This window comes from Corynebacterium urealyticum DSM 7109 (assembly GCF_000069945.1).
Taxonomy (GTDB): Bacteria; Actinomycetota; Actinomycetes; order Mycobacteriales; family Mycobacteriaceae; genus Corynebacterium; species Corynebacterium urealyticum.
Window position 1 is genome coordinate 2,116,682 of sequence record NC_010545.1, and the last position, 13,110, is coordinate 2,129,791.

The window sequence follows — 13,110 nt, forward strand, 5'->3', positions numbered from 1 at the left end:
AACAGTGAAGCGCCGACCTAACCGCGTGGTCGGCCGCGCGGCGAGCTGACCGTCCGGTCACCCGGGATCCAGAAGCGCAGCGGGGCGGCGACATTCTTCGAAATCCCGATACGCGGCCCGGCGAAAAACTCCGCCCGCTCCGCCGGCGGTTGCAGGTACAGCACCCCCTCCTCGGGGTCAGTCACCCCCAGCGCGTCATCAACCTGGATCACCCGCGAACCGTCGAGAGGCAGGTCGAAGCCCATGGCCTGGCCGAAATTTCCGGGACCGCGGGCCAGGTTCTCCTCGGCATGACTCTCCCCACGCCGCTGACGCGCGAGTTCCTTTCCCGCGATGACCTCCCCGGCGCGCAGCAGGATCCCTCCCGCCTCACCTTCCGGGTGACACACCAGGTTCCCGGCGCGGTGGATCCCGTAGCTGGCGTAAACGTAGAGCCTCTGCGGTGGGCCGAACATCGTTTCGCACCGGGGCGTGGGGCCGTTGTAGGCATGAGATGCGGGATCATTGCGCCCCACGTAGGCCTCGACTTCAGTGAGGCGTACCGCTACCTGCCCAAAGCGAAGCACCCCTCCCAATAGGAGGGGTGCGGTGTGTTCGGCAGATTGATGGAAGTCGAGGTGGATGGTCATGCCCACCACCTTAGGTGGGTGCCTTCCTGCTCGCTTTTAGTCGCTGGTTTTAGAGGCGCTGGCGGCTCAGGAAGTTCCAGACTTCCTGGCTGGCATCCGGCACGCGGTTCCAGGTGTGGTTCTGCGGGTTGGTGATCAGCTGCGTCTCAGCGCGGGCGCAACGGTAGACGTGGCGCTTGCCGCCCGGGACGTTGTGGATCGCTGGCTGCGGTGCACAGCCATTGCGGGCCTTGTAGCTGTTCATCAGGCGCGGGACGCTCAGGTACGGACGGCCGTGGCGGGTGCCGCCGTTGTAGCGCATCATCGTGTCGCCGGTGCCGTGCATCACGAGGATCGGGATCGGCAGGTTCTTACAGCCGGAGTTCACCGGGTTGTAGTAGGCACCGCCGACGGACGCGACACCCGCGAAGACGTGCGGCAGGTGGCAGGCGACGACAGCGGTCATGCCGCCACCATTGGAGTGGCCGGTGGCGTAGATGCGGCGACGGTCGACGTTGTAGGTGCGGTCAATCTCGTCGATGATCTGGGTGACGAAGCGCAGGTCCTCGCCGCCACGGACGCTAGCGTACGGTGCACCCTCCCAGCCGTGGTTGATGGACTCCGGGTAGATGCGGATGGCCTCGCGTGCCGCACCAGTCTCGTGCAGGCGGGAGTAACGGCGGAAGTTCTCCGGGCTATCGCGCCAGCCATCGAAGCCGAAGACCACCGGGGCGGGGCGGGCCGGGTTGTAGTGAGTCGGGACGTGCATGATGTACCGGCGGTTGCGGCCGGTGGACTTGGTGTACACGTTGATGGATTGGCCGTTGCCGATGTGCGGAGCTGGCTTCGCGTTATTCGGGCGCCCCTGCGGCGCCGGTGCCGGCGCGTCCGGCAGGCTGGAGCCCGCTGGGAGTGCGTCCTGCACCCGCTGGCCGTTCGGCAGGCGGATGTCGCCGAGGTTCGGCAACTGAACCTGTGGGAGCTGGAAGTCGGAAGACTGTGGGACGGCTGGCAGCGGTGGCAGCTGCGCCTCAGCCTTGAGGGTGTCAGGAAGTTTGTGTGTGAGGCTCTGATTGAGAGGGAGTTTCACCGATAATGACTACGGTGTCACCGAAGAAAGGCCATGACCCGGCGAGGGTCAACGAGATCAGCGAGAAGCTGATGGAAAATCCTGAGCTGGCTAGCCTGATCAGCGAGCTGTCGACCTCCGCTGATGATGCCAGCGAGCTGGTCAAAGGCCTGCTGCAGGCATCAATCAACGCTGGTCTGCAGGCGGAGATGGATGCGCATTTGGGCTATAGCCACTCCGACCGCAAGTCCAAAGCCCAGGTTGAACCCGTGCACGGCGGCAATCACCGCAACGGGTCGTACACCAAGACCGTCAATTCTGGCTACGGCGCGGTGGAAGTGACCGTGCCCAGGGATCGTGCTGGCACGTTTACTCCGAAGATGGTGCCCAAGGGCGCACGCCGGCTCACAGAACTCGACGACATGATCGTCTCGCTATACGCCGGCGGGATGGGGCCCGGCCCCCGGAAAGTAGACACCGTGGGGGTGAAATTATTGGCTTTACTCTAGCGCATTGTTAGGAAGCGTGAGATTCGTACTCAATGGGTGTGAGGTACTTGCACCAGGAATGCCTTCGGGTGGTGTTGTAGCGCGCACACCATGCGAAGACGTCGCGTCGGCAGACTAGCTGATTGGAAAAGACTTTCTGGTCTTTGAGCACTTCTCGTTTCAACGCCGCGTTAAACGACTCCGCGAGTGAATTATCAGCGCTGCTGCCAACTGCTCCCATCGACTGGGTGACGTTGAGTCTTCGGCAGACAGCCTGAAACTGCGATGAGGTATACACGCTGCCATGATCTGAGTGGAAGATCGCCCCGGAGAGACTGCCACGGGTACGGCGAGCATGCTCGAGCGCTTCTTCGACGAGGTCGGTGCGCATGTGGTCTGCGATCGCGAAGCCGACGAGCATCCGCGAGTAGCAGTCAATCACAGAAGCCAGATACATATTCGACCCGTCTGCGATCGGCAGATAGGTAATATCGCCGACGAGGATCCTATTGGCAGCTGGCGCAGTGAAGTTCCGCTTGACCAGGTCAGCGAATATAAAGCGATGACGCTCACGCTGTGTTGTCGTGACCTTACGTTTTTTCGTGTAGCCGCGCAGCTGAAGCTTCCTCATAATCGGGGCGATGCGCTTATGGTTGACCGGTCCGGTGCTACTGTACGCATCGTTGAAAGTCAGCTCGGCGGCAATGCGTTTTGCGCCGTAGAGCTGCTTCTTGTCGTCGAAGATGGCCTGGACCTTGGCTCCGAGTATGGCATCATCAACCAGTCTGCGGTGCCGCTGGGCGCTGCTAGCTTTCCATTTGTAGTAGGAGCTGCGGTTTAACCCGAGTACGGTGCACATCCGCTTGACCGAGTAATCGGTGCGGTGGTCATCAACGAACCGGAAGCGGATCACCAGTTCGTCTCTTCCATGAAATATTTGGCTGCCTTACGCAAAATATCGCGTTCTTCTTTCAGGCGGGCGTTTTCCTGTTGCAGCTGACGTAGCTTCTCAGCATCGGTCAGTTGCCTCGCACGATCAGCACGTAAGCCCGCTGAAAGCTGGGGTTTCGTGCCAGTTCCGTACTTATCAACCCATACGCGAAGCGTGGAGCGGTTGATCCCTAAATCAGCGGCCGCAGCGTTCACCGACACCTGTGGATCGTTCTCGTACATCGCGACCGCGTCGCGCTTGAACTGATCCGAATAAACCTTCCTAGGCATGGAGGTAGATTACCTTTCCCCGACTCAACACAGCCGGAATCAGAGGTGTCTACCAAACAGGGGTCAGGTCCGTCCTGAAGGTTTGGTTGACCTCCGGGTTTATGCCGCCAGTGTAGCGGCTGGGTTCATGATGAGTTCGAACTCGATGGGGGTGAGTTTCCCGAGTCGGCGTTGACGGCGTTTGCGGTGGTACTTGCCCTCGATCCAGGACACGATGGCCAGACGCAGTTCTTCTCGTGTGCCCCAGGATCGACGGTCGAGGACGTTCTTCTGCAGTAGCGCGAAGAACGACTCCATCGCGGCGTTATCGCCACATGCCCCGACCCTGCCCATCGAGCCACGTAGCCTGTGGCGCTTCAGCGCTTTGCGGAAGCGGCGCGACCGGAATTGGGACCCTCGATCGGAATGGACGATCACCCCAGCGGGCCGGCCTCGGTGGACCACCGCCATCTCGAGCGCGTTGACGGCGATACGGGCCTTCATCCGTGAATCGATCGAGTAGCCCACGATCCGGTTGGAGAACACGTCCTTGATCGCACACAGATACACCTTGCCCTCGCGGGTGCGGTGCTCGGTGATATCGGTCAGCCACACCTGGTTAGGTTCGTCAGCGGTGAACTGACGCTGCACCAGGTCATCGTGAACCGGTGCGCCGGCCTTCTTGTAGCGAGTCTTACGCCTGGCGCACACCGACTGGATCCCGGCGACCCGGCACAACTGCCACACTCTGCGCTCGGACAACTCGTAGCCCAACTCAGCGAGGTCGTCTGCCAGCACCCGGTAGCCGCCTTCCGGATCATCGGCGTGGAGTTCGCGCAGCACGGCGATCAACTCGCGTTCCTCGGCCTCACGGGCTGACACCGGTTGCTTGAGCCACTTGTAGTAGCCCTGTTTGGAGAATCCCAGTATCCGGCACGCGACCGCCACCGGCACCCTCACCCGGCCACCGACCGCGGCCATCTCCTTCACGAGCGGATAGATCATTTTGGGGGCATGATGTGAGCCTGCGACAGATACGCCGCCGCGCGCCGCAGCACCTCGTTTTCTATCTCCAACTCCCGGATCCTGCGCAGCGCCTGCGACATGTCCTTGCGCGCCTCTGGATCGGTGGTCGGGGTCATCCCATGGGACTTGAACCTCGCGTCACGGATCCACGCCTGCAGCGTGGTCTTCGCGATACCGAGGTCCTTGACGACCTGCTTCTGCGGGATACCCGACTCGACCAACGCGACCGCGTCGCGCTTGAACTCGTCGGTGTAGGTGATCTTCGGCATGGTTGCCATCCTTTCAGCACGACGCCCTCTCAGGAATCATGCGGTCTTGGAGTCAACCAAACCTTCGGCAGTCCCCTGCGAGTAGTACGGCTGGAACGCTTCCAAGATCGTCTCAGGATCGTTGACGAAATCCACCACGAACGTCTTGGTTTTGTTTTTCGAAGGCATCGTCCTGTTAAGACGGGAAAGTGTCTGCACCGCCATCACGCCCGATAGTGGCTTGTCCACATACATCGCGGACAAGCGTGGCTCATCGAATCCGGTCTGGTATTTATTCGCCACGATCAAAAACTTGTATGCAGCACCGTCGACCATCTTGGACGTTTCCATCCGGCGCTGTCCCTCGGGTGCGTTTTCGTTATTGAGCGAGGATTCGGTGACGATCTGCTCTACATCTTCGTCCTTGGACACCTCCAGGGAGCCAGAAAACGCCACGAGTGCTTCAAGCCCGTGGTACTTCGGGTTGGACTTGATCACGTCTTGGACTGCTCTAAACGGTGCTGTTGCAAAGTTCGGGCGACAGGAAGACCTGCGTGAAATAATCACAGCCATGGGCATCTTCTCCGGTCGTCATTTCCCCCGTGAAATCATCCTGTGGGCGGTGCGGTGGTACTGCCGCTACGGGGTGAGCTACCGAGATCTCGAAGAGATGATGACTTCAGCGGGGCGTGCCGGTTGATCACACCACGATTCTCACCCCTGGGTCCAGAAATACGCCCCTGAGCTGGACAAGCACACTTGGTGGTACCGACAAGTTCCTGACTGGCAGGCCCGGTCCTGGCGGGTGGACGAGACCTATATCCGGGTCGGGGGAAAGTGGTGCTACCTCTATCGGACCATCACCGCTGGCGGGCATACCCTGGATTTTTACCTGTCCCCAAAGCGTAACGTCGCCGCAGCGAAGCGTTTCCTGGCCAAGCCCCTGAGGACGAACACGATAACCGGGTTCCCGCGGGTGATCAACACCGATAAAGCACCCTCCCTGGCCAGGGCAATCGCCGAGTTGAAGTCAGAGGGAATCTGCCCGCAGACCGTGGAACACCGGCAGGTGAAATACCTCAATAACGTCATTGAAGGAGATCATGGGCGGCTGAAACGGATCCTCGGACCGAAGGGGGCGTTCAAAAACCGGACCTCGGCGTACCGGACGTTGAAAGGGATGGAAGCGATGCACTCATTACGGAAAGGCCAGGGCGCGATGTTTGCCTACGGGCAACCGAACCCGGATGCGGTGATCGTCAGCCGGGTGTTCGAGGCTGCCTGAGAACGCCGACCCGCAGCGAGCATCAGAGGATGAAGACTGGGTCGTCACGGCTCTCCGCCTGAAGTTTGCAACAGCACCGGATGTAGGGGTTGTCCCAGGTGCCGGTGGCGTTGAGGACGATGTCGGCGGTGAAGGTGGTGCCGTCGGCGAGTGTGATCCGCAGCGGGGAGGCGGGGTCCGTGGTGGTCGGTTCGACGCGGTGGACGGCGGCTGGGCGGGCGACGTCGAGATTGAAGGTGTCCTCGTAGGCTCCGTAGTAGTCGGTGACCAGCCGGGAGGCGGGGACGTCCGGGTCGGGGCGGTCCATGGCAGGCCCGGCAGGTCCGCGATGCCGTGCGCCCTGCCGAGGGTGAGGGAGTCCCAGCGGTGGCACCACGCGCCCCGGGGCCGTCGTTCGCATCGAGAACCACCATGTCGTCCCGCCGGGTCCCGCGGCGGAGGGGCTCGTGGGCGGCGGACAGCCCGGCCTGGCCCGCGCCGATGATGACGGCGGGGATGTGGCGGTGCTGCAGGTCAGCGGGGTTCATGGCTGTCATCCTACGCCTGTTATATGACATGTCAGCAAGGTATGTGTCATGACCACTGTAATGGGAACTATACTCATTACGAAAAGTGATGGACGTCGTAGGTTCTGTTATGTACAGTGAAACCACCCCCGGCCCCCCCCCAACGATTGGATACCCATGACTGACACAACGTTCCGCGCCGCCGTCGTTGAGGACTTCGGTCCCGAACTCAACCTCCGCGACGTCGAGATGCCCACGCCCGGCCGCAACCAGGCGCTGGTGAAGCTGCAGGCCTCCGGCATCTGCCACACCGACCTCCATGCCGCCGAGGGTGACTGGCCCGTCAAGCCCGAGCCGCCCTTCGTTCCCGGCCACGAGGGTGTCGGCGAGGTCGTCGAACTCGGCCCCGGTGACCACTCCGTCAAGGTCGGCGACATCGTCGGCAACGTCTGGCTCTGGTCCGCCTGCGGTGAGTGCGAGTACTGCCGCACCGGATGGGAGACCCTGTGCAACCAGGCCGAGTACGGCGGCTACACCGTCAACGGCTCCTTCGGCACCTACATGCTCGTGGATACCCGCTACTGCGCCCGCATCCCCGAGGGCTCCGACCCCGTCGAGGTCGCCCCGATCCTGTGCGCCGGCGTCACCGTCTACAAGGGGCTGAAGGTCTCCGAGACCAAGCCCGGTCAGTTCATGGTCATCTCCGGCGTCGGCGGCCTCGGCCACATCGCCGTCCAGTACGCCGTGGCCATGGGTATGCGCGTCATCGCCGTCGACATCGCCGACGAGAAGCTCGAGCTGGCCAAGAAGCACGGCGCGGAGTTCACCGTCAACGCCAAGCACGCCGACCCGGCCGAGGCGGTCCAGGAGTTCACCGACGGCGGCGCCCACGGTGTCCTGGTCACCGCGGTCCACCCGCAGGCGTTCGGCCAGGCGGTCGGCATGGCCCGCAAGGGCGGCACCATCGTGTTCAACGGCCTGCCCCCGGGGGACTTCCCGGCCCCGATCTTCGAGATCGTGTTCAAGGCCCTGACCATCCGCGGCTCCCTCGTGGGTACCCGCCAGGACCTGGCCGAGGCGCTCGACTTCTACGCCCGCGGCCTGATCAAGCCGACCGTGTCCGAGTGCTCCCTCGACGACGTCAACGCCGTCTTCGAGGAACTGCGCCACGGCAAGGTCGACGGCCGCATGTCCATCCGCTACTAGCGGCCGCCGGCACCTGACCCCGCCATCCCCGACCGCCCGGGTCGGGGATGGCGGGGTTGACGGGTTAAGGTAACTGCACACCCGTACAACTGCATCAGCGCAGCGTACACCCCACCCGGTGGCCGGTGCGTACCGGAAGGAAGTGAACGGCGCCATGGATTACACCCCGTACAGCCTGCTTATCGACGTCGGCTGGATCTCCCTGCTCATGGTCATCGGCAACGTCCTGCGCCGCAAGGTGGGCCTGTTCCAGTGCCTGCTCATGCCGGCCTCGATCACCGCCGGCCTCCTCGGCCTGATCAACTTCTCCGGTGCTGTTGCAAACTTCAGGCGGAGAGCCGTGACGACCCAGTCTTCATCCTCTGATGCTCGCTGCGGGTCGGCGTTCTCAGGCAGCCTCGAACACCCGGCTGACGATCACCGCATCCGGGTTCGGTTGCCCGTAGGCAAACATCGCGCCCTGGCCTTTCCGTAATGAGTGCATCGCTTCCATCCCTTTCAACGTCCGGTACGCCGAGGTCCGGTTTTTGAACGCCCCCTTCGGTCCGAGGATCCGTTTCAGCCGCCCATGATCTCCTTCAATGACGTTATTGAGGTATTTCACCTGCCGGTGTTCCACGGTCTGCGGGCAGATTCCCTCTGACTTCAACTCGGCGATTGCCCTGGCCAGGGAGGGTGCTTTATCGGTGTTGATCACCCGCGGGAACCCGGTTATCGTGTTCGACCTCAGGGTCTTGGCCAGGAAACGCTTCGCTGCGGCGACGTTACGCTTTGGGGACAGGTAAAAATCCAGGGTATGCCCGCCAGCGGTGATGGTCCGATAGAGGTAGCACCACTTTCCCCCGACCCGGATATAGGTCTCGTCCACCCGCCAGGACCGGGCCTGCCAGTCAGGAACTTGTCGGTACCACCAAGTGTGCTTGTCCAGCTCAGGGGCGTATTTCTGGACCCAGGGGTGAGAATCGTGGTGTGATCAACCGGCACGCCCCGCTGAAGTCATCATCTCTTCGAGATCTCGGTAGCTCACCCCGTAGCGGCAGTACCACCGCACCGCCCACAGGATGATTTCACGGGGGAAATGACGACCGGAGAAGATGCCCATGGCTGTGATTATTTCACGCAGGTCTTCCTGTCGCCCGAACTTTGCAACAGCACCTTCAATCGAGTCGCTCAACGCTTAAACTGCGTAAAGCTACCCGTAACCGCGGGCAATTCCCGAACGATACCGCGGCGCTGAAAACGCTGTGGCTGATGATCTGCAACATCGAAGACAAGCGCGCTGCCCAGCGAGCGAAGAATGCAAAGCGCGACATCGAATGCAACGGCTATGTTGAAGGGGTGAAAGCCACCGGGTGGAAACAGGCCATCAACCAACTAGCTGTGGCACACCCCGACCGATTCGCGGACTACTTGTAAACCAAGCCCCCGCACACAAAGAATCGGACACTCTCTCAGCCTTTGGTGTGGTGGGCAGTTCTCCCAGGCCCAAGCCTAGCACCAGTAGCCCGCTAAAAGCGACGACGGCGGCGCGCTTGAACCCACGGCGAGCTCTAAGGTTTTTCAGCATTCTCTTACCTTACATCAAGGAAGAAAGAAGTCACATGAATAACACCGGTAACATTTACAATGTGACACCACCCCTCCAATAAGCGACCTACCTGCACGATTGTCGGCACGGAATCGGAGAACATAAACTTCAGTCCTAACCCCCCGCCGTCCCCCCCTACGTAAGAAGGCGAGCTAATGACGACCCCCGGCAACTCTGAGCGAGACGTCGCACGGTCAGGCACGCCCGCAACCGACGCGGAGATGTCTGAGGCCACGACCGACGGCGCTACCCCGGCGCCGCATGAGCCAACGGAAAACACCCCGCAGGACAACGCGCAGGGCGACGTCGACACCGACCCGAACGCCGACACCGCAGCCTCCCCCGTCGCGGACAACTCCCCCGAGGCAACGGACGAGGATGGTACCGAGGCCGAACAGGACCCCGAGGAACTGGAGGAGGACGACCGCCCGTGGCGCCAAAACCTCGCCGCGGACATGAAATCCCCCATGGGCAAGCTCCCCACCTGGGGCTGGATGGCAATCATCCTGACCGTGGCGGTCATCGCTGCCATCGCCTTCGGAATCCTCTTCATGGGTAAGGCGAAGACCACCGCGGAGGCTAACGAGTCCCCCACCGGCGCGATCACCCCATCCCGCCCGGCGGCAACCACGACCAGCAAGTACGAGCGCGACCCGAACGCCGGGGCGCCCAACGGCGGCTACGTGAACCCGGGATACGTCGACCCCGGATACTACGAGCCCGCCCCAGAGCCGGAGGAGACGACCACGGACCCCTCCGAGGAAACCACGAGCAAAACCCCAAGCTCGAAGCGCAAGCCCTCCTCGGACACTCCAAAGCCACCAGCCCAGGGCGATAACGGAAACACCGAGCCGAAGCCGAACCCCGGCACCGGCAATAACGGCGGAAACGAGGGAGTCCTCCCTAACCCCGGCGACGTCATCGACCAACTCACCGGTGAGGACGACAGCGGCACCGGCGGTGGTAACCGCGGTGGCGGGAACACCGGCGGAGCGGGAACCGGAAACGGCGGGCGGAACTAGCCGAAATGCTGGCGAAACGTTTGCCACCCTGGCAAGGTTTGAAGAATGAGTAAGCCCCTACGCCCCAGCGAATTGCGCCACCTGAACCAATCTTCGAAGCTGGCTAACGTTCTCTACGAGATCCGCGGCCCAGTCAACGCGGAAGCCGAGCGCATGGCCGCCGACGGCCACCGGATCCTCAAGCTGAACACCGGCAACCCCGCCGAGTTCGGCTTCGAGGCCCCGGATGTGATCATGCGCGACATGATCTCCGCTCTGCCGCACGCGCAGGGTTACTCCACCTCCAAGGGCATCATCTCCGCCCGCCGCGCGATCGTCGCCCGCTACGAGGTCATCCCCGGCTTCCCGGAGTTCGACGTCGAGGACGTCTTCCTGGGTAACGGTGTCTCCGAGCTGATCACGATGACGATGCAGGCCCTGCTCGACGACGGCGACGAGGTCCTCATCCCGTCCCCCGACTACCCGCTGTGGACGGCGTCGACGTCCCTGTCCGGCGGTAAGCCGGTGCACTACCTGTGCGACGAGGAGGACAACTGGAACCCCTCCATCGAGGACATCCGCTCCAAGGTCACCGAGCGCACCAAGGCCATCGTGGTGATCAACCCGAATAACCCGACCGGCGCGGTGTATTCCAAGGAGATCCTGCAGCAGATCGTGGATGTGGCCCGCGAGCATTCTCTGCTCATCCTGGCCGACGAGATCTACGACAAGATCCTGTACGACGACGCCAAGCACATCAACATCGCGAGCCTCTGCCCGGACCTGCTGTGCCTGACCTTCAACGGCCTCTCCAAGGCCTACCGGGTCGCCGGTTACCGCTCCGGCTGGATGGTCATCACCGGCCCGAAGGGGCACGCGGAGGGCTTCCTGGAGGGCCTGACGATGCTCGCCGGGACGCGGCTGTGCCCGAATGTTCCGGCCCAGCACGCCATCCAGGTGGCGATCTCCGGCCGTCAGTCCATCGACGGCCTCGTGCTGCCAGGTGGCCGTCTGCTGGAGCAGCGCAATATGGCGTGGGAGAAGCTCAACGAGATCCCGGGCGTGAGCTGCGTGAAGCCGATGGGCGCGCTCTACGCTTTCCCGAAGCTGGACCCGAACGTCCACGAGATCCACGACGATGAAAAGCTCATGTTCGATCTGCTCCGCGCGGAGAAGATTCACCTGGTTCAGGGCACGGGTTTCAACTGGCCGACCCCGGATCACTTCCGCATGGTTACCCTGCCGTGGGCCCGCGATATCAAGGACGCCATCGAGCGGCTGGGGAACTTCCTCGCCAGCTACCGCCAGTAGGCCCGGCCCCTGCGGCGGACCCCCGCTGCCCGTGCCGACTCAAGGCAGGCAGCCGGGCACAGCCCCCCGGTGCGGAGGCGACTTTAGGCGAGCGTGCGGCTGCGGCCGAGTGCGAGCACCCGCCAGCCGGCATCCTCCCAGGACTGCTGGTCCAGGCAATTGCGCCCATCGATCACGGTGGGCGCCTTCTTTTTCTTCTTCTCCCCCGGCGCTACTCCTGCCCCGGGGGGCGGACCGGCCTGCACCGCATCCAGCGCCTCGGCCGGCTTCAGACGTCGGAACTTCGGCCACTCGGTAGCCACAATCACCAGCTCCGCTCCCTGCAGGGCCTCGGGCAGCGTGGGGGCGTGCTGCAGCTCGGGAGCCGCCAGGCGGGCAGTTTTCTTCGCCTTCGGGTCGTAGATGCGCACGTGAGCCCCGGCCTGGTAGAGCCGCATCGCGATATCCACGCCCGGTGCCTCGCGCACATCATCACTGCGAGGCTTGAAGGCTGCGCCTAGCACGGTGATGCTCCGGCCGGTGACGTCCCCACCGAAGACCTCGTGGGCCATGTGTTCCACCTTGTCGCGGCGGGAGTTGTTGATCGCGTCCACCTGGCTCAGCAGGCCGCTGGCCCCGGTCGCGCCGAGCTCTTCGGCGGTGGTCATGAACGCACGGACGTCCTTCGGCAGGCAACCACCACCGAATCCGAGACCGGCGTGGAGGAAAGACTTGCCGATGCGACGGTCCGCACCCAGGGCCGCGGCGAGTGCCGTGACGTCCCCACCGGAGGCGTCGCAGAGATCGGCGACCGCATTGATGAAGCTGATCTTGGTGGCGAGGAAGGAGTTCGCGCTCGTCTTCACCAGCTCCGCGGTGGCGGGGTCCATCATCATCAGTGGTGACCCCTCGGCCAGGGGTTCGGCGTAGATCTCCCGGACGAGCTTTTCGACCTTCTCGCGGTCCTCGTCCCGCGCTCCGACGACGATGCGGTCAGGGTGCAGGGTGTCGTCCACTGCGGTGGATTCGCGGAGAAACTCGGGGTTCCATGCGACGGTGCAGCTCGCCACCGGGGCGGAATCCTTCTTAGCCTTCGAGCCTTTCTTGCTGCCGGTTTTCTTGGCTGCTGCCTGCGCCGCCGCGGCGTGGATGAGCCGGTCCATCCGTTCCTGCAGCACCGGGGTGGTCCCGACGGGGACGGTGGACTTACCCAACAGGACGTGATCGCCGCGTAGTAGCGGGGCCAAGGCGTCGACGACGGCGTAGATCTGGCTGAGGTCGGCCCCCGCACCGCCGGCCTGCTGCGGGGTGCCGACGCAGAGGAAGTGAGTCTTGGCGAACTCGGCGGCTTCCGCCGGGTCGGTGGTGAAGCGCAGTTTTCCTGCGCTGACCCCCCGTTTCAAAAGTTTCTTTAATCCCGGTTCGTAGAACGGGGATTTGCCAGCGTTGAGCCTTTCGACTTTCGCTGGATCGGTATCCACCCCCAGCACGTCATGGCCGAGCTCGGCCATGCACGCTGCGTGTGTTGCTCCCAAGTAGCCGGTGCCGACAACAGTCATCCGCATGCCCCACACAATACGCACGGATTCGGTTGC

Annotated in this window: 9 protein-coding genes and 6 pseudogenes; 7 read left to right on the forward strand and 8 right to left on the reverse strand. The window is 63.0% G+C overall.

Features of this window, described 5'->3' with window-relative positions; translation table 11 throughout:
- Positions 1-17: 17 nt before the first annotated feature.
- Both CU_RS09115 and CU_RS09120 read right to left on the reverse strand, forming a co-directional pair.
- Positions 18-629 carry a DNA-3-methyladenine glycosylase gene (locus tag CU_RS09115; protein ID WP_012361053.1) on the reverse strand — a complete coding sequence of 204 codons (612 nt, stop codon included), beginning with the start codon at positions 627-629 and terminating at the stop codon, positions 18-20.
- 49 nt (positions 630-678) lie between these two features.
- A complete protein-coding gene (locus CU_RS09120) occupies positions 679-1,698 on the reverse strand; it encodes a CE1 family esterase (RefSeq protein WP_012361054.1) in 1,020 nt (339 codons plus the stop codon).
- Positions 1,699-1,703: 5 nt separating this feature from the next.
- Here CU_RS09120 and CU_RS09125 point away from each other — a divergent pair.
- Positions 1,704-2,129: pseudogene (locus CU_RS09125) on the forward strand (transposase); the annotation flags it as partial.
- Between the two features lie 64 nt (positions 2,130-2,193).
- Here the strand turns inward: CU_RS09125 and CU_RS09130 are convergent.
- The 3 genes from CU_RS09130 to CU_RS09150 all read right to left on the reverse strand — a co-directional run bounded on the left by CU_RS09130 (position 2,194) and on the right by CU_RS09150 (position 5,137).
- Positions 2,194-3,386, reverse strand: a protein-coding gene (locus tag CU_RS09130) for an IS3-like element IS3502 family transposase (protein ID WP_095075332.1) whose coding sequence is annotated in 2 segments (ribosomal slippage) — positions 2,194-3,098 and positions 3,098-3,386 — 1,194 coding nt in all. Because the reading frame shifts where the segments join, the coding sequence is not laid out codon by codon here.
- 99 nt (positions 3,387-3,485) lie between these two features.
- Positions 3,486-4,660, reverse strand: a protein-coding gene (locus tag CU_RS09140) for an IS3 family transposase (protein ID WP_231837664.1) whose coding sequence is annotated in 2 segments (ribosomal slippage) — positions 3,486-4,381 and positions 4,381-4,660 — 1,176 coding nt in all. Because the reading frame shifts where the segments join, the coding sequence is not laid out codon by codon here.
- A 36-nt stretch (positions 4,661-4,696) separates the two neighbouring features.
- Positions 4,697-5,137, reverse strand: a complete 441-nt coding sequence (locus CU_RS09150; RefSeq protein ID WP_041628529.1) for a type I restriction enzyme subunit R domain-containing protein — start codon at positions 5,135-5,137, stop codon at positions 4,697-4,699.
- Between the two features lie 73 nt (positions 5,138-5,210).
- On the opposite strand from CU_RS09150, the pseudogene CU_RS09155 reads away from it, so the two are divergent.
- Positions 5,211-5,924 (forward strand): annotated as a pseudogene (locus CU_RS09155) (IS6 family transposase).
- Positions 5,925-6,003: 79 nt separating this feature from the next.
- Here the strand turns inward: CU_RS09155 and CU_RS09160 are convergent.
- Positions 6,004-6,451: pseudogene (locus tag CU_RS09160) on the reverse strand (NAD(P)/FAD-dependent oxidoreductase); the annotation flags it as partial.
- Between the two features lie 156 nt (positions 6,452-6,607).
- Between CU_RS09160 and adhP the strand changes: the two are divergent.
- Positions 6,608-7,636, forward strand: a complete 1,029-nt coding sequence (gene adhP / locus CU_RS09165) for an alcohol dehydrogenase AdhP (protein WP_012361064.1) — start codon at positions 6,608-6,610, stop codon at positions 7,634-7,636.
- A 154-nt stretch (positions 7,637-7,790) separates the two neighbouring features.
- A pseudogene (locus CU_RS10505) lies at positions 7,791-7,937 on the forward strand (sodium:glutamate symporter); the annotation flags it as partial.
- Between the two features lie 87 nt (positions 7,938-8,024).
- Here the strand turns inward: CU_RS10505 and CU_RS10510 are convergent.
- Positions 8,025-8,738 (reverse strand): annotated as a pseudogene (locus tag CU_RS10510) (IS6 family transposase).
- Between the two features lie 46 nt (positions 8,739-8,784).
- On the opposite strand from CU_RS10510, the pseudogene CU_RS10825 reads away from it, so the two are divergent.
- The 3 genes and pseudogenes from CU_RS10825 to CU_RS09190 all read left to right on the forward strand — a co-directional run.
- Positions 8,785-9,052 (forward strand): annotated as a pseudogene (locus tag CU_RS10825) (transposase); the annotation flags it as partial.
- A 327-nt stretch (positions 9,053-9,379) separates the two neighbouring features.
- Positions 9,380-10,246, forward strand: coding sequence for a hypothetical protein (locus CU_RS09185; protein ID WP_012361068.1), 867 nt, complete (start codon positions 9,380-9,382; stop codon positions 10,244-10,246).
- A 45-nt stretch (positions 10,247-10,291) separates the two neighbouring features.
- The gene (locus tag CU_RS09190) at positions 10,292-11,536 is read left to right on the forward strand and encodes a pyridoxal phosphate-dependent aminotransferase (protein WP_012361069.1); all 1,245 of its coding nucleotides are present in this window, start codon (positions 10,292-10,294) and stop codon (positions 11,534-11,536) included.
- 83 nt (positions 11,537-11,619) lie between these two features.
- Here the strand turns inward: CU_RS09190 and CU_RS09195 are convergent, their stop codons facing one another.
- Positions 11,620-13,074, reverse strand: a complete 1,455-nt coding sequence (locus tag CU_RS09195; RefSeq protein ID WP_012361070.1) for a UDP-glucose dehydrogenase family protein — start codon at positions 13,072-13,074, stop codon at positions 11,620-11,622.
- Positions 13,075-13,110 lie beyond the last annotated feature (36 nt).

What these genes read in the sequence shown, in the direction of transcription:
- CU_RS09115 (WP_012361053.1), bottom strand. Translation starts at nt 629, where the DNA reads ATGACCATCCACCTCGACTTCCATCAATCTGCCGAACACACCGCACCC.
- adhP (WP_012361064.1), top strand. Translation starts at nt 6,608, where the DNA reads ATGACTGACACAACGTTCCGCGCCGCCGTCGTTGAGGACTTCGGTCCC.
- CU_RS09185 (WP_012361068.1), top strand. Translation starts at nt 9,380, where the DNA reads ATGACGACCCCCGGCAACTCTGAGCGAGACGTCGCACGGTCAGGCACG.
- CU_RS09190 (WP_012361069.1), top strand. Translation starts at nt 10,292, where the DNA reads ATGAGTAAGCCCCTACGCCCCAGCGAATTGCGCCACCTGAACCAATCT.
- CU_RS09195 (WP_012361070.1), bottom strand. Translation starts at nt 13,074, where the DNA reads ATGACTGTTGTCGGCACCGGCTACTTGGGAGCAACACACGCAGCGTGC.